Origin of the sequence: Mycobacterium sp. NPDC006124 (genome assembly GCF_040614235.1) — a bacterium.
Lineage (GTDB): Bacteria > Actinomycetota > Actinomycetes > Mycobacteriales > Mycobacteriaceae > Mycobacterium.
In genome coordinates this window covers 138,225-157,211 of the sequence record NZ_JBEXUA010000003.1, presented here as the reverse complement: position 1 = coordinate 157,211, position 18,987 = coordinate 138,225, and the positions used below count along the sequence as shown (strand labels likewise).

Below are 18,987 nucleotides of genomic sequence, written 5' to 3'. Positions count from 1 at the left end.
TGACGAAATTGCCGCTGCGGCTGCCCCTCCGGGGCCATTAGCGTCGGTGGGATGTCGGTGTCGAAGGTCTGCGTTCAGACCGACCGCGACGGCGATCCATTGGCGGTCGACCTCGTGCTCCCGTCCAGGACGACGGTGGCCGAGTTGCTCCCCACGATCGTCGACCTGGTCGGTGTCGGTGCGACGGCCGACGGCGCGGCCCGGGACTGGCGGTTGCAGCGCGTCACCGGTGAGCAGCTTGACGAGTCGACGTCGTTGGAGGACAACGACGTTTGCGACGGCGAACTGCTCATCCTGGACGCGGGCACCACGCCGGCACTCGGACCCATCCGGCACGCAGCCCCGTGGCAGGTGGTGGCGTCGCCGCCGGCGGGCGGGCTCCTCGGCGTTCGGCTGTCCAACGTGGCGGCGGTGCTGGCGACGGTCCTGGCCGCCGTCGTGCTCGCCAGCACCGCGGGCTCCGACGACGCCGTCGTCGCAGCGATGGTGGCCGCGGCGTCGGCAGCGGCCGCCGCCGTGGCGGCCTTCGTCACCGGGTACTCGACGACGTCGAGTGTGGGGGTGATCGCACTGGTCGGAGCCACCGGCTTCGTCGTCGTACCGTCCGGCCCCGCCGCGCCCAACGTCTTCCTGGCCGCAGCGGCCGCGGCGTCGGCCTCGTTGATGCTGCTGCGCCTGTCCGGACGGCCGTCGGCGCCCGTGATCGCGGCCGCGTCGGTGTCGGGGTTGGTGGCCGCGGCCACCGTCGTCGCCCTGCCGACGCACGTGCTGGGCGCCGCACTGGCCACGTCGGCGATCGTGCTGCTGGCACTGGCTCCCCGACTGTCGATGCTGACCGCCGGTCTCGGGCCCGGGCAGTCGCAAGGTGATCTGACGACCCGGGTCGCCGCCGGACACGTCACGTTGAGCGGGCTGGTGGCGGGCTCGTCGGGGACGGCGGCGGCGGGTGCGGTGGTCGTAGCCGTGTCCGGCCACTCGGGCGCTGCGCCGTTCGCAGGATTGGTGGGCGCTGCGCTGTTGCTGCGGATCCGAACCCATGCCGACGCCGACCGTCGGACCTGTTTGGCGGCAGGCGGATTCATCGCCGTCTGCGCCGGGCTGTGGACACTGGTCGACACGCGGCCCGAGACCGTCGGCCCCGTCGCGGGTGTCTTGGTCGTCGCCGGCCTGGTGACCGCTCACCGCCCCCGCGTCGGGCCCATGGTGGCGCGGGCGCTGGACCGTGTCGAATACTGCGCGTTGGTCGCCGTCATACCCGCCGCGTGCTGGGTCGGCGGCGCGTTCGTCGCGCTCGAAGGGCTCGTGCCGTGACGGGCGCGGTCCGAGCCGCGGCGGTCGTGGGGATCGCGGGAGCCGTCTGGGCGGCTCCGACCGCCGCCGCCGTACCGCCTCCGACGGTCGACGACGCAAACCTTCCCCCCGCGCGACCACCCGCGCCGCGCACCCCGACCGAGCAGACCGACGCGTGCCGGGTCGCTCCGACGGTCGCCCGCGAGGCACGGTCGAACTCGAATCTCGCTGAGCTGCAAACGGTGTGGCGCCTGACCAAGGGTGCAGGGCAGACCGTCGCGGTGATCGACACCGGCGTCGCCAGGCACCGACTGCTACCCCGCCTGCTTCCCGGCGGCGACTACGTGTCGACCGGTGACGGCACCCAGGACTGCGACGGGCACGGCACGATCGTCGCCGGCATCATCGGGGCCGCACCGACCGATCCGTCCGACGCAGCCTTCAGCGGTGTCGCACCCGAGGCGTCGATTCTCTCGATCCGACAGTCCAGCAACGTCTTCACACCGAGTGAGGCCGCCGACGGACCGGGGGTCGGTGACGTGGAGACCCTCGCCGCAGCGGTCCGCACCGCTGCGGACGCCGGTGCGACGGTGATCAACATCTCGTCGGTCGCATGCGCAACGGCCGACCAGGAACTCGACGACCGAGCCCTCGGTGCGGCACTCGCCTACGCCGTCGACGTCAAGAACGTCGTCGTCGTGGCGGCGGCGGGCAACGTCGGCGGGTCGGGTCAGTGTCCGCGGCAGAATCCGGCAGCCGACCCCGCCCGTCCCGGCCGACCGGACTGGGATGCCGTCGACGTCGTGGTGACCCCTGCCTGGTACGACGACTACGTGCTGACCGTCGGTTCGGTCGACGCCACGGGTCGGCCGTCGAGGTTCACCCTGGCGGGTCCCTGGGTGGACCTCGCCGCAGCCGGTGAAGGCGTGGTGTCCCTGAGCCCGGACGGTGACGGCGTCGTCGACTCCGTCATGGGGTCGACCGGACCGGAACGGATTTCGGGGACGAGCTACTCGGCTCCGGTGGTCGCGGGCGTCGTCGCCCTGGTACGGTCGGCGGCACCCCAGCTGACCGCGCGGCAGGTGATGCGTAGGATCACCGAGACCGCGCACCATCCGGCCGCCGGATGGGATTCCTGGGTGGGTCACGGCGTCGTCGACGCGCTGGCTGCCGTCACCGCGGGCGGTACCGAATCACCCACGCCGATGATTCGATCCGTCTCGGAGCCAACCACTCTCACCCCGCCAGCCGACACGTCGGCGCGACGCGTGTCGCTGATGGGCGCGGCGGCCTGCGTCGCCGGGGCGGCCGCCGCGGCGGCCGCGTCGGCGGGCCGGTTACGACGCCGCGGGGAGTCCGTCGCGAACGACTGAGGCGGCGTCGACGCTGAGCTCGGGTCCCCGCGGCAGGTGTGCCAGCAGGGGCCATGGCGCCGCTTCGGGCGGCCCACCCAGACCGAGGAACCTCGCGGCGTCGTCGTCGCGCACGCCGAACACCACACCGGCATCGGTGACCAGGAACCGGGTGCCGCTCGCGCCGTCGTCGCCGACGATGCGGGCCGATCTGACGTAGGCCACGGTGCCTGCGGGGATCGCGACGGCGTCGACGCCGGGGCCCGGCCCGTCGGCCTGCGCGAGTGCGGTCACCCGTACGGAGTTCCGGTATGGCGAATCACCGACGAGGACAGCGATATTCGATGCGATGCGACCCGTGCCACCCTGGTGCCATCGGGCGCAGACCGCATATCCGTCGGCGGCGCCAACCGGCGTGCGTGCCTGCCGTGGAAAGGAATTCGTGGGCAACCGGTCCACGACGGGGAGCGCCGCGACCGCGGCCGCGGCGACGCTCACCGTCGGGCGACCGGCGGTGTCGTAGGCGTATCCGATGAGGTCGGCGGCGACCTCGCCCACCCGCTGGAGGCCGTCGCGCAGCACGACGTACCGCTCGACGGCGTCGGCGCGGCGGACGGTCACGACCGAACCGATGGTCGCACCCGAGAGCGAGACGGGTCCCGGTGAGCCGTGGTCGGCGATGAGTGGCGGGGCAATTCGCGGCACCTCGGGCACCACGTCGAGGAGGGTGCGCGAGACCGGGACGGGCGCGACGCCGTCGAGGCGCAGCGCCCGCACCACGGCGAGGTTTCGCAGGTCGACCTCCGCGCGCTGACCGTCGTACATCAGGAAGGTGGCGGCCGCACCCTCGCCGCGCGGGGCCACCAGGACGGCACGGGTCGCGTCGGACCGGTCGTCTGGACGGTCGTCGTCCGAGCGGCCGACGGCGACGACCGTGCGATCGTCGTCGTCGCACACCGTCCACGTGGATTCGCGCAGCGGTTCACCGATGGACGCCGGGGCACCGGGAATGCCCATCAGCGGTCCGCGCCGGAGTGCCGAGATCGATCCGTCGGCCACCGCGACTGGCGTGGCGGCCGATCGCGCGACGAGCCGCGCCGAGGCCAGGTTGAGCACGGGATGCAGGATGCCGTCCACGCGGACGTAGAGCGCACCGCTGTTGCGCCCCATCACGATTGGCGCAGAGTCGGGCACACCCCCGATCCCGACCAGGCCGAGCACGACTCCCACCCCGACGACGAGGCTCGAGACGACCGCGCCCGATGCGAGCGAGATCGACTGCGCGCGTAGTGGATCGTCGAACATCGCGACGTCTCTGCGTACCAGCGCGTGCATCATGCGGCGGGCCAGAAAGCGCCGTCCGCTGAGTTCCAATCGTGTGGTCGGTCGAGAAACCATGTGCCCCCCCGCCTTCGAGGGTAACGGGGTGGCGACGGCTGCCGGATCACCGATTTCGGGTCAGTCGTGATCCTCGTGGGCGCGGCGCTCGCGGTAGGCCGCGACGTGTTGACGGTTGCCGCAGTTGCCGGTGTCGCAGAACATCCGCGACCGGTTGCGCGAGAGGTCGACCAGGACCGCTTCGCAGTCTGGTGCCGCACAGATCTTGAGCCTGCGCAGTTCCCCGGCGCGAATGAGGTCGGCCAGCGACATGGCCATTTCGGCGCCCATGCGCTGCCACAGCGGATCGTGAATGGAGGCAAGGTGCAGATGCCACTCCGGCATCTCGGCGTGCCGGGTCAGCCAGGGCGCGGCCCTGGTGTCGCTCAGCAGGGCGTTGACCTGCCCGACGACGCGCTCCTCGTCGCCGGCGTCGGCCCAGATCTTGCCGACCCGGGCGCGCAGCTTCCGGACGGAGTCCAGTTCGGCGTCGTCGCGATCCCGGCGCCCCGTCCAGCCGAAACCGTCGAGATAGTCGTCGAGCGCAGACATGCCGTCGAGCCGCTCGCCGTCCACCCGATCGGTGTTGACGAGGACGCACGCGGCACGGAGGGTCAGCTCCGTGTCATGACTGAAATTCAATTGACTCATGACTCCTGTCGGCGGTAGCGTCACGACCAACAATCATTTTACTCATTACATGCCGGGAGGTGCCGCATGACCGCCACGACGGACGTACGACCCGCCGCCGAGCAGTTCCGATCGGGTCTCCTGCTGGCCCTCGGCTCGGCCTTCGCCTTCGGCATGTCGGGCCCGCTCGGCAAGGCTCTCATGGAAGCCGGCTGGAGCCCGACCGCCGCTGTCACCGCACGTCTGGCCGGCGGCGCCGTCGCGATGGCGGTGTTCGCCACCGCGATGAACCCGGCCTGGGTGCGCGAGGCCCTCGCGCATTGGCGGACGGTGCTCGCCTACGGTGCCGTCCCCATCGCCGGCGCCCAATTCTGCTACTACAACGCCGTCTCACACCTGTCGGTCGGGGTGGCACTCCTCATCGAGTACACCGCGCCGATCCTCGTCGTGGGCTGGCTGTGGGCCACCACCCGCCGCCGGCCGGGCAACCTCACCCTGGCTGGCGTCGCACTCGCCGTCGCCGGAATCACGTTGGTGCTCAACGTGTTCTCCGAGGCCCACATCAACCTCTTCGGCGTCGGCTGGGCGTCGGTAGCCGCGGTCTGCGCGGCGTGTTACTTCGTGATGTCCGACGAGGTGAGCACCGAGGAGGGTGGGCTCAATCCCATCACCCTGGCCGCCGGGGGCCTCATCGTCGGCGCCGTCGCGGTCGTACTGCTCGGCGCGACCCGCGTGATGCCGATGACCTTCACCGCGGACGACACCACGATCGCCGGCGTGACGACGCCGTGGTTCGTGCCGGTGATCGCGATGGCGCTGATTCCCACCGCGATCGCCTACACGCTCGGCATCATGGGCGTCACCCGCCTGCGCCCGAGGTTTGCCTCGCTGGTCGGGCTGTCCGAGGTCCTCTTCGCCGTCCTCACGGCCTGGGTACTGCTCGGTGAATCCCTCGCGGTCATTCAAGTCATCGGCGGCGCAGTCGTTCTGGCCGGCCTCGTGCTGGCCCGCCTGGGCGACCGCGGCGAACGGTTGGCCCTGCCTGAGCCACCTATGTGAAGATGAGCTAGTGACCTTGCTCAGGATGTCGGCCCGTGCGGCCGCGATCGCATCGGCCGTCGCCTGCACCGTGGCGACGGTGGTGGCCGCCCCGACGGCGTCCGCGGAGCCCTGCCCCGACGTCCAGATGGTGTTCGCCCGCGGCACCAGCGAGCCTCCGGGAATCGGCCGCGTCGGCCAGGCGTTGCTTGACGCCCTCACCCCTCAACTCGGTGGACGCTCGATCGCGGCCTACGGTGTGAACTACCCCGCCACCTACGACTTCCTCGCAGCGGCCAACGGCGCCACCGACGCCACCAACTTCATCACCACCCTGGTCGCGCAGTGTCCGAGTACGCGTATCGTCCTGGGCGGATACTCCCAGGGTGCGGCCGTGATGGACATGCTCGCGGGCATCCCGCCGCTGGGCAACAAGATCGGTGAGGTGGGATCGGCCCCACCGTTGCCGGCCGCCCTCGACCCCAGCATCGCCGCGGTCGCCGTGTTCGGAAACCCGTCGGCCAAGTTCTCGATTCCGATCACCAACTCCACCTTCAGCGGGCGCGCCATCGACCTGTGCGCCGACGGCGACCCCATCTGTTCGGACGGCCGCAACCCGTTCGCGCACACGCACTACGAGTCGTCGGAGTTCATCCCGCAGGCCGCGAGTTTCGTCGCAGGACTTGTTTAGCCGATCTAGGCGTTACCATTCGGCGTGGCCTTCGATCTCGTTAAGCGAACGACTCTCGCCGTTGCTGTGGCGTGCCTCGCCGTCGTCGCCCCCGTCCTGTCGACCGTTCCCACGTCGGGCCTCGGCCTCGCATCCGCCGACGACTGCCCCGACATCGAGGTGGTCTTCGCCCGCGGCACCAGTGAGGCGCCAGGCCTTGGACTGCCCGGCGGGTCCTTCGTCGAGGCGCTGCGATCCAAGGTGGGTGGCCGGTCGGTCGGCAGCTACGCCGTCGTCTATCCCGCCGACTACGACTTCCTCGCCGCAGCGGCCGGCGCGAACGACGCCAGCGCGCACATCCAGTACATGATGGGCGCCTGCCCCAACACCAAACTGGTCGTCGGCGGCTACTCCCAGGGCGCGGCGGTGGTCGACGTCATCGCCGCGGTGCCGTTCCCGGCCATCGGATTCAACAATCCGCTGCCGCCCAACACTCCCGACTTCGTGGCGGCGCTCGTCGCGTTCGGCAACCCGTCGGCGAAGGTGGGGTTGCCGCTGACCTCGAGCCCCATCTGGGGTGGCCGGTCCATCGATCTCTGCAACGCCGGTGACCCCGTGTGCACCAGCGGTGACGACGTCGCCGCCCACCGCGCCTACGCCGGCGGTCCGGCAAACGCCGCCGCCAACTTCGTCGCCGGGTTGGTGTAACGATCCGTCCTAACCCTCGGATATCACGAACGTGACAACCTCCCGGGTTCATCGTCCCCGCCACCTCAGGCGCACTCTGGCTTCGGCATGCTTGGTCGTCGTCGCCGCGTGCGCAATGGTGTCCGGCCTGACCCAGATTGGCGTTGCCTCCGCCGCACAAGTGCCCGGACGTTCAGGTCCTGTTCGCCCGCGGTACCGACGAGCCGCCGGGCCTCGGCCAGGTCGGAGACGCGTTCGTGTCGGGGCTGCGTGACCGCACGGGTCGCGACATCGCGGCAGCCGCAGTCAACTATCCCGCCCACCAGGACATCGGTCCCGGCGTCGCCGACTTGTCGGGTCAACTCGACTCCATCGTGAAGCAATGCCCGAACACTCGGATCATCGTCGGTGGCTACTCTCTCGGCGCGGGCGTCACGAACCGCGTGCTGAACGACCCGTTGCCACAGGCCGTGAGCGATCACATCGCGGCAGTCGTGTTGTTCGGCAACGCGAGTCGACTCCTCGACGTTCCCGTCGCGCCCGGCCCCGAATTCGCCGGCAAGTCGATCGACGTGTGCAACCCGGGTGACCCGATCTGCTCCGGCGGCCCGCTGGTTCTGTCCCATCTGCAGATCGCCTACGTCGCGGGTGGCGGCGTCAACTCCGCGGTCGAGTTCGCGATGGGGAGGATCTAAGCCGACCCGGACGTGTGCCGACCGCCGGGCGAGACCCGTCGCCGCATCACCGATGTCGGCTAGCATCGCGCACGTGACCTCTCAGCTGCTTCGCAGGTTCGCCGCCCTCGCGCTGTCGACCGTCGCCGCCGCGGCCGCCATCACGGCCGTCCCCACCGTGACCGCGACCGGCATCCCGACCGCCTCGGCAGCGTGTCCCGCGGTCGAGGTGATCTTCGCGCGGGGCCGGCTGGAGCCCGCCGGCCCTGGACAGATCGGCAACACCTTCGTCAGCGCGCTGCGAAGGAAGAGCGGCAAGAACGTCAACCTGTACGCCGTGCGCTACCCCGCCGACAATCAGATCGACGTCGGCGCCAACGACATGAGCGCCCGCGTTCAATCGACCATGGCGAGTTGCCCGGACACCCGGATCGTGCTCGGCGGGTACTCCCTCGGCGCCGCCGTCACCGACGTCACGCTCGCGGTGCCCTTCGCCTTCTTCGGCTTCGACAATCCGCTGCCCCCGGATGCCGAACGACACATCGCCGCCGTCGCCGTGTTCGGCAACGGCAGCGCCTGGGCGGGACCGATCGGGGCGTTCAGCCCGGTGTACCGGGAGCGGACCATCGAGATGTGCCACGGAGCCGACCCGATCTGCAATCCGGCCGACCCGAACACGTGGGAGAAGAACTGGACCGACCACGCGGCGCAGGCCTACATCGACGCCGGCATGGTCAACGAGGCCGCCGACTTCGCCGCGGCGCGGGTCTAACCACCGCCGCCGACCTCGTCGGCCGTTCGACGGTCACGGGTGACGGCGATCCTGGCTTCGAGTTCCGCGTCGACCGGATAGTCCACCCCGACCAGCGTCAGGCCGCGGGCCGGGGCGGTGGCGAAGTCGCTCGACCGCTTCGTCGACGTCAACAGCTCGGCGCACCAACGTGGTTCGCGCCGGCCCTCCCCCACGGCCAGCAACGCACCGACCAGTGAGCGCACCATCGACCAGCAGAACGCGTCGGCGGTGACGTGGCCGGTGAGGGTGTCTCCGTCGCACGTCCAGTCCAGCCGCTGAAGGTGACGGATCGTCGTCGCCCCTTCCCGGTGACGACAAAACGCCGCAAAGTCGTTGAGCCCCTCGAGCTCTCGCGACGCCGCGCGCATCGCGTCGACGTCCAGCGGGCGGGGCCAGGGGGTGACGAACCTCGCCTGGAACGGCTGCACGCCGAAGGGAGCCGTCGACAACCGGTACTCGTAGTGGCGTCGTAGCGCGGAGAATCTGGCGTCGAAACCCGTTGGCGCTCTGACCACGTCGAGCACCCGGACGTCCTCGGGGAGCAAGCGCGACAGCCGTCGGACCAGCGGCTGGAATTCCGGTTCGTCGCGGGGCGTACGCGGATACGCCAAGGGGATCGCCTCGGCGGGCACGTCGACGTGGGCGACCTGACCGGTGGCGTGCACGCCGGTGTCGGTGCGGCCCGCCGCCCGGGTGAGCACCGGCGTGCGGAACACCGTCGACAGCGCCTCGTCGATCGCGCCGGCCACGGTGCGCTGGTCGGTCTGCGTCGCCCAGCCGGCGAAGTCGGTTCCGTCGTAGGCGATGTCGAGGCGCAGGCGGACCTGGGCGAGCGAAGCGACGGGAAATGGATCCTGGGCGAGCGAAGCGACGGGAAATGGATCCTGGGCGAGCGAAGCGACAGGAGAGCGAACGAGCCCGCCACCGGAATCGATGGCGGGCTCGTTCACTGGTCGACTACTTGGCGTCGTCGGCCTTCTCGTCCTCGGCGGCCTCGGCCGGGGCGTCGGTCTCGTCGACCGTGTCCGTGGCCTCGGGGGCGTCGGCGGTCTCGACGACCTCGTCGGTGTCGGGACCGACGGCGGTCTCAGGCTCGACCGCGGCCTGCGGTGCAGCGGCAGCCGCGACCGGCGCAGCGGCCTTGCTCCGGCGGGCCCGGTTGGCCTCCGAGGTGACCGTCTTCTCCTGCACCAGCTCGATGACGGCCATCGGGGCGTTGTCGCCCTTGCGTGCCTCCACCTTGATGATGCGGGTGTAGCCGCCCTCGCGCTCGGCGAAGTGCGGGCCGATCTCGGCGAACAGCGTGTGCACGACGTCCTTGTCGCGAATCTTCTTCATCACCTCACGCCGGTTGTGCAGCGTGCCCTTCTTGGCGTGGGTGATGAGCTTCTCCGCGTAGGGCCGCAGCGCCCGCGCCTTGGGTTCGGTCGTCTTGATGCGACCGTGCTCGAACAACGACGTGGCCAGGTTGGCCAGGAGCGCCTTCTGGTGCGAGGACGACCCGCCGAGGCGAGCACCCTTGGTGGGCTTGGGCATTGCGACTATCTCCTTGTGTGGCCGGCCCCCGTATCAGGTAGGGCCGGGACGGTTTGAACTTGTTAGAGCTGTTCGGTTTCGGCGTAGTCCTGGGTGTCGTCCAGGTCGTAGCTGGCATCGCTGTTCCAGGTTCCGGTCGCAACGTCGTAACCGGCCACCTCGGACGGGTCGAACGTGGCGGGGCTGTCCTTGAGCGAGAGACCCAGCTGGTGCAGCTTGATCTTCACCTCGTCGATGGACTTCTGGCCGAAGTTGCGGATGTCCAGCAGATCGGACTCCGTCCGCGAGACGAGCTCGCCGACGGTGTGCACACCCTCGCGCTTGAGGCAGTTGTACGACCGGACGGTGAGTTCCAGATCGTCGATCGGCAGCGCGAAGCTGGCGATGTGATCTGCCTCGGCAGGCGACGGGCCGATCTCGATGCCCTCGGCCTCGACGTTGAGTTCCCGTGCCAGACCGAACAATTCGACCAGCGTCTTGCCGGCCGAGGCCAGCGCGTCACGCGGGGTGATCGAATTCTTGGTCTCGACGTCGAGGATCAGCTTGTCGAAGTCGGTGCGCTGCTCGACGCGGGTGGCCTCGACCTTGTAGGTCACCTTCAGCACGGGGCTGTAGATCGAGTCGACCGGGATGCGGCCGATCTCGGCGCCCGAGGCCTTGTTCATCACGGCCGGCACGTAGCCGCGGCCACGCTCGACGACCAGTTCGACCTCGAGCTTGCCCTTGTCGTTCAGGGTCGCGATGTGCATGTCCGGGTTCTGCACCGACACACCCGCAGGCGGCACGATGTCACCGGCGGTGACGGCACCCGGGCCCTGCTTGCGCAGGTACATGGTGACCGGCTCGTCCTCCTCCGAGGACACGACCAGGCTCTTGAGGTTCAGGATGATGTCGGTGACGTCTTCCTTCACCCCGGGAACGGTGGTGAACTCGTGCAGCACGCCGTCGATGCGGATGCTGGTGACCGCCGCGCCCGGGATGGACGACAGCAGCGTGCGCCGAAGCGAGTTGCCAAGGGTGTAGCCGAATCCGGGCTCCAAGGGCTCGATGACGAACTTGGACCGGTTCTCGGCGAGGCTCTCTTCGGACAGGGTGGGGCGCTGAGAGATCAGCATCTTCTATCTCCTTCTCGACATCCGCTATTTGATGCCGTCTTGGGTGACCCGGGCCCCCGATCGTGGGGGCCCGGTGTCGGTCGTTACTTCGAGTAGAACTCGACGATCAGCTGCTCGGTCAGCGGCACCTGGATCTGGGCGCGCTCGGGCAGCTGGTGGACGAGGATGCGCTGGCGTTCGCCGACGACCTGCAGCCACCCCGGGATGGGGCGCTCCCCGGCAGTCTGACGGGACAGCTCGAAGGGCAGCGTGTTCAACGACTTCTCGCGAATGTCGATGATGTCGTACTGCGAGACGCGGTAGCTGGGGATGTCGACCTTCTGGCCGTTGACGGTGAAGTGACCGTGGCTGACCAGCTGACGGGCCATCCGGCGCGTGCGGGCGAGCCCGGCGCGGTAGATGACGTTGTCCAGGCGGCTCTCCAGGATCTGCAGCAGGTTCTCACCGGTCTTGCCCGAGTGGCGGTTGGCCTCCTCGTAGTACCGGCGGAACTGCTTCTCCATGACGCCGTAGGTGAAGCGAGCCTTCTGCTTCTCCTGCAGCTGCGTGCGGTATTCGCTCTCCTTGATCCGCGCGCGACCATGCTGGCCGGGCGGGTAGGGGCGCTTCTCGAAGGACTGATCCCCACCGACGAGGTCGACGCCGAGACGACGCGACTTGCGGGTGACGGGTCCGGTATAACGAGCCATCTTCTAAATCTCCTCTAGACCCGGCGCCGCTTGGGCGGACGGCAGCCGTTGTGCGGCTGCGGCGTGACGTCGGAAATGGCGCCAACTTCGAGGCCGGCTGCCTGCAGCGAACGGATCGCGGTCTCGCGGCCCGAACCCGGGCCCTTCACGAAGACGTCGACCTTCTTGACACCGTGCTCCTGAGCCTTGCGAGCGGCGTTCTCGGCAGCGAGCTGCGCGGCGAACGGCGTCGACTTGCGCGAGCCCTTGAAGCCCACGTGACCCGACGAGGCCCACGCGATGACGTTGCCCTGCTGGTCGGTGATCGACACGATCGTGTTGTTGAACGTGCTCTTGATGTGAGCGGCGCCGTGCGGGACGTTCTTCTTTTCCTTGCGGCGCGTCTTCTGACCCTTCTTGCGGCCAGCCGCTCCACTCTTCTTGGCCTGTGCCATGTGCTTACCTGGCCTTCTTCTTGCCGGCGATGGTGCGCTTCGGGCCCTTGCGGGTGCGCGCGTTGGTCTTGGTTCGCTGGCCGCGCACCGGCAGCCCGCGGCGGTGCCGCAGACCCTGGTAGCAGCCGATCTCGATCTTGCGTCGGATGTCGGCCTGCACCTCGCGGCGCAGGTCGCCTTCGACCTTGATCTCGGAGTTGCTCTCGATGTAGTCGCGCAACTGCGACACCTGATCGTCGGTCAGGTCCTTGGTACGCAGGTTGAAGTCGATGCCGGTGGCCGACAAGATCTCCTGCGAGCGGGTACGGCCGATACCGTAGATGTAGGTCAGCGCGATCTCCATGCGCTTGTCGCGCGGGAGATCGACGCCCAGTAGACGTGCCATCAGGCAGTGATTCCTTTTCGTTGCGGAGGTCTAGTCCCAGTCCGTTCCCGCTTGCCCGAGGGCCTTGAGCGGGGTCCGGCCTCCGTGCCGGACGCGATGAGCGGCCAATCCGCTCAGTGGTGCTGGGATTTCATCATTCAGTTGTGTCGTCGCGAACTGCTGGAGCAGCTCGGACTAGCCCTGACGCTGCTTGTGGCGTGGGTCAGAGCAAATCACCATGACCCGCCGGTGGCGACGGATCACCCTGCACTTGTCGCAGATGGGCTTGACGCTCGGGTTCACCTTCACGGCGGTCGATCCTGTCTTGGTTGTTCGGCGGTCAGGGCGGGCCCTGGTCGCGGTCTAGTTACTTGTAGCGGTAAACGATGCGGCCCCGGGTCAGGTCGTAGGGCGACAACTCCACCACGACGCGGTCCTCGGGCAGAATGCGGATGTAGTGCTGCCGCATCTTGCCGCTGATGTGCGCGAGCACCTTGTGACCGTTCTCCAGCTCAATGCGGAACATCGCATTGGGCAGGGGCTCGACCACGCGGCCCTCGACTTCGATGGCACCGTCTTTTTTAGCCATGTCCTCCGTAATTCCCTGTCTGGCGCGGCAAGCACCGCCTCCGACTTCAAAACGTGGGCCGGATTCGTGAAATTCCAGGACAGGGCACGCAAGGAGCCGGCGCGGAAGCCGCACCGTTGGTCAATGGTACCCGCTTGCGCGCGTTGCCCAAAATCACCGTCACCAGCAACGGCCGGAGGGTGGCAAGATCGGTCGAGGGTTCGCCGCCAGGGTCGGCGGGGGCCCGCGACGACGACGCCATACTAGCCGTGGGGGGACGCGTGACAGCTGCCTATGCGGTGGCGTTCATCGTCGGTGGGATAGCCGTGCTGTCGGCCCTGTTGCTGGTCGACGTGGGGCACGGCGTCGGTCACGACGGGCTCCCGTTCCTCAGCCTGACCGGCCTGTCCGCTGCCCTGCTGGGTGCGGGTGCCGGCGGGCTGATCAGTTCCTGGGCCGGCCTGGGCGCCGTGGGCTCCGGGCTGGTGGCGGGCGGGGCCGCCGTGGTTCTGCTGCTCGCCTACCAGGGGCTGCTGCTCCCCTACCTGCGCCGGCAGGAGTCGAACTCCCAGCGGTCTCGCACGTCCTACATCGGCCTGCTCGGCACCGTCACGCTGGAGGTCCCGGTCGGTAGCTGGGGCGAGGTCGCGTTCGTCGACCCCGACGGTAACCGGGTGCGAGCCAGGGCCGTCACCGAGGAGCCCGAGGCCTTGACGAAGAACACCAGCGTCTACATCGCCGACGTCGACGGCGACTATCTGCACGTCGTCGCAGTTCCCGACCACTAGAGCAGTTCCCGACCACTAGCAGTTCCCGACCACTAGAGCAGTTCCCGACCACTAGCAGTTCCCGACCACTAGAGCCCCACCCAACCACCACGAGCGGAAGGCACCTCCGTGTCCACTGTCCTCATCGTCGCCATCGCGGTCATCGCCGGGCTGCTCCTCCTAGTCGTGCTTCCGCTGATCTACGTGAAGAACTACATCAAGGTGCCGCCCAACGAGGTCGCGGTGTTCACCGGTCGCGGCCAGCCCAAGGTGGTCCGCGGCGGGGCCCGGTTCCGGGTGCCCGGCATCGAACGCGTCGACATCATGTCGCTGGAGCCGTTCAACGTCAGCATCAACCTGCAGAACGCGCTGTCCAACAATGGCGTCCCCGTCAACGTCGAGGCCGTCGGCCTGGTGCGCATCGGTTCGGCCGACGAGGCCGTGCAGACCGCGGTTCAGCGCTTCCTCACCTCAGACCTCAGCGAGCTGCAACGCCAGATCAACGAGATCCTGGCCGGCAGCCTGCGCGGCATCACCGCCACCATGACCGTCGAGGACCTCAACTCCAACCGCGACACCCTCGCGCGAAGCGTCGTGGAGGAGGCGGGCAGCGACCTCGCCCGCATCGGCATGGAGGTCGACGTCCTGAAGATCGCCGGGATCAGCGACGCCAACGACTACCTCAAGTCACTCGGCCAGCGACGCATCGCCGAGGTCAAACGCGACGCGACCGTCGGCACGGCCGAGGCGGAGCGGGACTCGCAGATCCAGTCCGCGAAGGCCCGCCAGGCTGGCTCCGTCGCCCAGGCCGAGGCCGACACCGCGATCGCCGTCGCCAACCAGAAGCGCGACGTCGAGCTGGCCCGGCTGCGCGCACAGACCGAGGCCGAGAACGCCCAGGCCGATCAGGCCGGTCCCCTAGCCAACGCACGCGCCCAGAAGGACGTCGGCATCGCCACCGAACAGGCCGAGGCGGCACGCGTCCAGGCCCGCACCGAGGTGGAACAACGCCGCGCCGAGCAGGCCCAGGCCGCGCTGCAAGCCGATGTCATCGCACCGGCCGAAGCCCAGCGTCAAGCCGACATCGCCCGGGCCGAGGGACAGCGGCGGTCGACGATCCTCGCCGCCGAGGCGAAGGCCGAATCAGCGGTCCGGGCCGGGCAGGCCGACTCCGACGCCCGCAAGGCCGCCGCCGACGCATTGCGCGTCGAGCAGCAGGCCGAGGCCGACAGCCTCAAGGCCAAACTGGTCGCCGAGGCCGCGGGCAAGAAGGAACTCGCCGACGCCTCCCGGGTAGAGATGCTGGCCGAGGCGGCCGGTATCGAGGCAAGGCTGCTCGCCGAGGCCACTGGCAAGAAGGAGATCGCGGCCGCGCTCAACGGCTACAGCCCCGAGGCGGCGCGCCTGCTGATGCTCCCCGACGTGTTGGCCTCGGTCGTCAAGGCCACCGAGGCGGCGGCCGCGCCGCTGGCCGAGATCGACCGGCTGTCGATCATCGGCGGATCTGCCGACACCCAGGACGCGATGGGTGGCCTACTGGGGGTCAGTCCCCTGGCGGTGGCCAAGATCGTCGAGGCGCTGAAGACCTCGGGCATCGACGTCGCCGCGATGTTGAGTCGCTTCGGCGCCGAGACTCCGCCGCCTGCGGGCGCCCCGTCGATTCCGCCGTCGGAGTAACCGGTGCATCTCGTGGTCGTCCGTGGCGATATCGGGTGGACGACCAGCGCATAATTGAACGCGATGACCGGACCCACTTCGCAGCCCCGCCATCCCGTGATTCTCACAGTGGACGACGATCCCGCCGTGTCGCGCGCCGTGGCGCGCGACCTGCGCCGCCATTACGGCGAGCGGTATCGCATCGTTCGCGCCGAGAGCGGGCCGGACGCGCTGGCGACCCTCAAGGAACTCAAGCTCCGCGGCGACACCGTCGCGGTGCTCGTCGCCGACTACCGGATGCCCCAGATGAGTGGCATCGAATTCCTCGAGAAGGCGATGGATCTCTTCCCGCTGGCCAAGCGCGTACTGCTGACGGCCTACGCGGACACCCACGCCGCCATCGACGCCATCAACGTCGTCGACCTCGACCACTACCTGCTCAAGCCGTGGGACCCGCCGGAGGAGAAGCTCTACCCGGTGATCGACGGGCTCCTCGAGGAGTGGCGCTCCGTCGGCGACCGGGCGATGCCCTACACCAAGGTGATCGGGCACCGTTGGAACCAGCGGTCCTGGGAGGTGCGCCAGTTCCTGGCCCGCAACCAGTTCCCGTTCCGGGCGTACATGGCAGACGAGCCCAAGGGCGAGCAGTTGCTCGACGCCGCCGGGCTGGACGGTCGTGACCTGCCCGTCGTGATCACCGAGAAGGGCGAGGCGATCGTCGAGCCGACCGACGGCCAGCTGGCCGAGTTGCTCGGCCTGTCGACCGAACCGTCGCTGCCGATGTACGACCTCGCGGTCATCGGGGGTGGGCCCGCGGGCCTCGCATCCGCGGTCTACGGCGCCTCCGAGGGGCTCGAGACGGTGCTCATCGAACGCACCACGACCGGTGGACAGGCCGGCCGCAGCTCGCGGATCGAGAACTACCTCGGCTTCCCGATCGGCGTCTCCGGGGCCGAGTTGACCAACTCCGCGCGCCGACAGGCCGAGCGGTTCGGCGCCGAGGTCATCACCACCCGCGACGTCGTCAAGCTGCACGTCGGCGAGACGGCGCCGACCATCGAGTTCGAGGACGGCAGCACGATCGGTGCCCGCTCGGTCATCCTCGCGACCGGCGTCGAGTATCAAGAGCTCAAGGTCGTCGGTTGTTGGAACGACCCCGAGGACCCGGACGGCTGCAACTACGTCGGCCGAGGCGTGTACTACGGAGCCTCGGTCTCCGACGCCGAGGAATGCCGCGACGAGGACGTCTACATCGTCGGCGGTGCGAACTCGGCGGGTCAGGCCGCGATGTTCATGTCCAAGACCGCCAGGTCGGTGACGCTGCTGGTGCGTGGCCCCTCGCTCGAGGCGTCGATGTCGCACTACCTGATCGAGCAGATCGAGGCGAACGACAAGATCAAGGTCAGGACCTGCACCGAGGTGGTCGACACCGTCGGTGAGGACGGCCACCTGTCGGGGCTGGTCCTGCACGACCGACGGTCCGGCGAGCGGGACACGGTGCCCTCGGGTCGGTTGTGCTGCTTCATCGGGGCGAGCCCGCGCACCGAATGGCTCGACGGCGTGCTGGCCCTCGACGAGCGGGGCTTCGTCCTGGCAGGACCGGACCTCAAGGACGTCTGCGGCTGGAATCGCGAACGTCCACCGCACCACTTGGAAACAAGTGTGCCCGGTGTGTTCGTTGCAGGAGACGTGCGCTCGGAATCCGCGAAGCGGGTGGCGGCCGCCGTCGGTGAAGGATCGATGGCCGTGATGCTGGTGCACCGCTACCTGGCCGAAGCGTGAGTGCCGGCGCCGCCGGCGAAGCCTAGAGAGAAGGACTGTCCCCATGGGCGAAACGTGTCTGCCCGACGAGCTCCGGACGCTGTTCCTGTTCGAGAAGCTGAGCGACCGCCAGCTGAAGTCGCTGTGCGACCACGGGCACCTCGCCCGGTTCGAGCCGGGGCCGATCTGCATCGAGGGTGAGGCGGCGACCTGCTTCTACGTCCTCATCGAGGGCGAATTGGCGATGTCGAAGCGCTCCGGCGGAGCGGACATCGAGACCAACCGGACCAGCCAGCGCGGCGTGTACTGCGGCGCGTGGAGCGCCTACGTCGACGGCGTGCCGCAGGTCTACGAGTCCTCGGTGCGGGTGACCAGGCCGTCGAAGTTCTTCGTGCTCGACGCGACCGCGTTCGGCGAGTTCGTCAAGACCGAGCTGCCGATGGCGGTGCACCTGCTCGAAGGCCTCAAGGTCGGCGGCCTGCGGCAGCGCCAGATCATCGACCAGCGGGAGAAGCTGCTGGCTCTCGGTCAGCTCTCGGCGGGCCTGACCCACCAGCTCAACAATCCGGCAGCGGCGGCCGCCCGGGCGGTGTCCGATCTGCGCGAGAAGGTCGCGGGCATGCGACACAAGCTCGCGATGCTGGCCGACGGCAAGTTCAGTCCCGAGGGGTTGCGCGTCCTGGTCACCATCCAGGAGGAGGTGGCCGAGCAGGTCGCCAAGTCCAAGGCTCAGGAACTGACCGCCCTGGAGGCCTCCGACCGAGAGGACGCGATCGGCGACTGGCTCGAGGACCACGGCATCGTGGGCGCCTGGGACTATGCGCCGACGTTCGTCGAGGCGGGGCTCGACATCGACTGGCTGGAGCGCATCTCCGCCTCGGTCGACGAGGTCGACGCCACCGCGTCGTTGCAGGGGGCGATCGGCTGGCTGCGGTACACCATCGACACCGAGCTGATGATGAATCAGATCGCCGAGGCCAGCAGCCGAATCTCGGCCCTGCTGGCGGGTGCCAAGCAGTACTCGCAGATGGACCGTGCGCCGTATCAGAGCGCCAACGTCCACGAACTGCTGCGCAGCACCATCATGATGTTCGGCGAGAAGCTCGGCAAGGACGGACCGGTGAAGCTGGTCAAGGAGCTCGACAAGACGCTCCCCGAAATCCAGTGCTACCCAGGCGATCTCAACCAGGTCTGGACCAACGTCATCGACAACGCGATTCAGGCGATGGGCGGGCACGGCACGCTGACCATCCGCACCTCCGCGGTCGGCGAGGACGCCATCAAGGTGGAGATCTGTGACGACGGCCCAGGCATCCCGCCCGACATCGCCGACCGCATCTTCACGCCGTTCTTCACCACGAAGGCCTTCGGCGAGGGCACCGGGCTCGGGCTGGACCTGGCCTGGCGCATCGTCGCCCAGAAGCACCACGGCAACATCCGGGTGGAGAGCAAGCCCGGCGACACGCGGTTCATCATCGTGCTCCCACTGGTGGCGCCCAAGCCGGAGGAAGCCCCCGCCGACGGCGCCGAATAGCCAAGGTTTCGGCTCGGTCGGATCGCAACGGAATAGGCGCGACGACGCAGCG

At 68.9% G+C, this 18,987-nt stretch carries 21 protein-coding genes; 11 read left to right on the top strand and 10 right to left on the bottom strand.

What is annotated here, in order from left to right:
• Nucleotides 1-51 precede the first annotated feature (51 nt).
• Both eccD and mycP read left to right on the top strand, forming a co-directional pair.
• Complete coding sequence (eccD, locus tag ABZ195_RS07710) at nt 52-1,311, top strand: type VII secretion integral membrane protein EccD (RefSeq protein ID WP_355216382.1); 1,260 nt, start codon at nt 52-54, stop codon at nt 1,309-1,311.
• The gene (gene mycP / locus ABZ195_RS07705; protein WP_355216380.1) at nt 1,308-2,663 is read left to right on the top strand and encodes a type VII secretion-associated serine protease mycosin; all 1,356 of its coding nucleotides are present in this window, start codon (nt 1,308-1,310) and stop codon (nt 2,661-2,663) included. The genes eccD and mycP overlap by 4 nt, the downstream gene beginning before the upstream one ends.
• Here mycP and eccB read toward each other — a convergent pair.
• On the bottom strand, nt 2,628-4,040 hold the full coding sequence (eccB, locus tag ABZ195_RS07700) for a type VII secretion protein EccB (RefSeq protein WP_355216378.1): 1,413 nt from the start codon (nt 4,038-4,040) through the stop codon (nt 2,628-2,630). The genes mycP and eccB overlap by 36 nt on opposite strands.
• Nucleotides 4,041-4,100: 60 nt before the next feature.
• A complete protein-coding gene (locus ABZ195_RS07695) occupies nt 4,101-4,661 on the bottom strand; it encodes a CGNR zinc finger domain-containing protein (RefSeq protein ID WP_355217020.1) in 561 nt (186 codons plus the stop codon).
• A 75-nt stretch (nt 4,662-4,736) separates the two neighbouring features.
• Between ABZ195_RS07695 and ABZ195_RS07690 the strand changes: the two genes are divergently transcribed.
• The 5 genes from ABZ195_RS07690 (at nt 4,737) to ABZ195_RS07670 (ending at nt 8,490) form a co-directional block, all read left to right on the top strand.
• Complete coding sequence (locus ABZ195_RS07690; protein WP_355216376.1) at nt 4,737-5,708, top strand: EamA family transporter; 972 nt, start codon at nt 4,737-4,739, stop codon at nt 5,706-5,708.
• A gap of 25 nt (nt 5,709-5,733) precedes the next feature.
• Nucleotides 5,734-6,378 (top strand): cutinase family protein, encoded by a 645-nt coding sequence (locus tag ABZ195_RS07685; RefSeq protein ID WP_355217018.1) that lies wholly within the window; start codon nt 5,734-5,736, stop codon nt 6,376-6,378.
• Between the two features lie 24 nt (nt 6,379-6,402).
• A complete protein-coding gene (locus ABZ195_RS07680) occupies nt 6,403-7,065 on the top strand; it encodes a cutinase family protein (RefSeq protein WP_355216374.1) in 663 nt (220 codons plus the stop codon).
• Between the two features lie 143 nt (nt 7,066-7,208).
• Nucleotides 7,209-7,739 (top strand): cutinase family protein, encoded by a 531-nt coding sequence (locus ABZ195_RS07675; RefSeq protein WP_355216372.1) that lies wholly within the window; start codon nt 7,209-7,211, stop codon nt 7,737-7,739.
• A 139-nt stretch (nt 7,740-7,878) separates the two neighbouring features.
• Nucleotides 7,879-8,490 carry a cutinase family protein gene (locus ABZ195_RS07670; protein WP_355217016.1) on the top strand — a complete coding sequence of 204 codons (612 nt, stop codon included), beginning with the start codon at nt 7,879-7,881 and terminating at the stop codon, nt 8,488-8,490.
• Here ABZ195_RS07670 and truA read toward each other — a convergent pair.
• The 8 genes from truA to infA form a co-directional block, all read right to left on the bottom strand.
• Complete coding sequence (truA, locus tag ABZ195_RS07665; RefSeq protein WP_355217014.1) at nt 8,487-9,329, bottom strand: tRNA pseudouridine(38-40) synthase TruA; 843 nt, start codon at nt 9,327-9,329, stop codon at nt 8,487-8,489. The genes ABZ195_RS07670 and truA overlap by 4 nt on opposite strands.
• 139 nt (nt 9,330-9,468) lie before the next feature.
• Nucleotides 9,469-10,047: a 50S ribosomal protein L17 gene (gene rplQ / locus ABZ195_RS07660; protein WP_355216370.1), complete on the bottom strand. Its 579-nt coding sequence runs from the start codon at nt 10,045-10,047 to the stop codon at nt 9,469-9,471.
• A 62-nt stretch (nt 10,048-10,109) separates the two neighbouring features.
• The gene (locus ABZ195_RS07655) at nt 10,110-11,162 is read right to left on the bottom strand and encodes a DNA-directed RNA polymerase subunit alpha (protein WP_263996420.1); all 1,053 of its coding nucleotides are present in this window, start codon (nt 11,160-11,162) and stop codon (nt 10,110-10,112) included.
• A gap of 83 nt (nt 11,163-11,245) precedes the next feature.
• Nucleotides 11,246-11,851, bottom strand: a complete 606-nt coding sequence (gene rpsD / locus ABZ195_RS07650) for a 30S ribosomal protein S4 (protein ID WP_163733821.1) — start codon at nt 11,849-11,851, stop codon at nt 11,246-11,248.
• Between the two features lie 14 nt (nt 11,852-11,865).
• Nucleotides 11,866-12,285, bottom strand: a complete 420-nt coding sequence (gene rpsK / locus ABZ195_RS07645) for a 30S ribosomal protein S11 (RefSeq protein ID WP_355216367.1) — start codon at nt 12,283-12,285, stop codon at nt 11,866-11,868.
• Nucleotides 12,286-12,289: 4 nt separating this feature from the next.
• Entirely contained in the window at nt 12,290-12,670 is a 381-nt protein-coding gene (gene rpsM / locus ABZ195_RS07640; RefSeq protein ID WP_056557107.1) for a 30S ribosomal protein S13, read from the bottom strand.
• Between the two features lie 174 nt (nt 12,671-12,844).
• Nucleotides 12,845-12,958, bottom strand: a complete 114-nt coding sequence (rpmJ, locus tag ABZ195_RS07635) for a 50S ribosomal protein L36 (protein ID WP_079925868.1) — start codon at nt 12,956-12,958, stop codon at nt 12,845-12,847.
• Between the two features lie 58 nt (nt 12,959-13,016).
• Nucleotides 13,017-13,238 (bottom strand): translation initiation factor IF-1, encoded by a 222-nt coding sequence (gene infA, locus ABZ195_RS07630; RefSeq protein WP_005140011.1) that lies wholly within the window; start codon nt 13,236-13,238, stop codon nt 13,017-13,019.
• 260 nt (nt 13,239-13,498) lie between these two features.
• Here infA and ABZ195_RS07625 point away from each other — a divergent pair, with 260 nt between their 5' ends.
• The 4 genes from ABZ195_RS07625 to ABZ195_RS07610 all read left to right on the top strand — a co-directional run bounded on the left by ABZ195_RS07625 (nt 13,499) and on the right by ABZ195_RS07610 (nt 18,935).
• Nucleotides 13,499-14,005 carry a hypothetical protein gene (locus ABZ195_RS07625; RefSeq protein ID WP_355216362.1) on the top strand — a complete coding sequence of 169 codons (507 nt, stop codon included), beginning with the start codon at nt 13,499-13,501 and terminating at the stop codon, nt 14,003-14,005.
• A 108-nt stretch (nt 14,006-14,113) separates the two neighbouring features.
• Complete coding sequence (locus tag ABZ195_RS07620) at nt 14,114-15,661, top strand: SPFH domain-containing protein (protein WP_355216360.1); 1,548 nt, start codon at nt 14,114-14,116, stop codon at nt 15,659-15,661.
• Nucleotides 15,662-15,724: 63 nt separating this feature from the next.
• On the top strand, nt 15,725-17,422 hold the full coding sequence (locus tag ABZ195_RS07615; protein ID WP_355216358.1) for an FAD-dependent oxidoreductase: 1,698 nt from the start codon (nt 15,725-15,727) through the stop codon (nt 17,420-17,422).
• A gap of 43 nt (nt 17,423-17,465) precedes the next feature.
• Nucleotides 17,466-18,935 carry an ATP-binding protein gene (locus ABZ195_RS07610; protein ID WP_355216356.1) on the top strand — a complete coding sequence of 490 codons (1,470 nt, stop codon included), beginning with the start codon at nt 17,466-17,468 and terminating at the stop codon, nt 18,933-18,935.
• Nucleotides 18,936-18,987 lie beyond the last annotated feature (52 nt).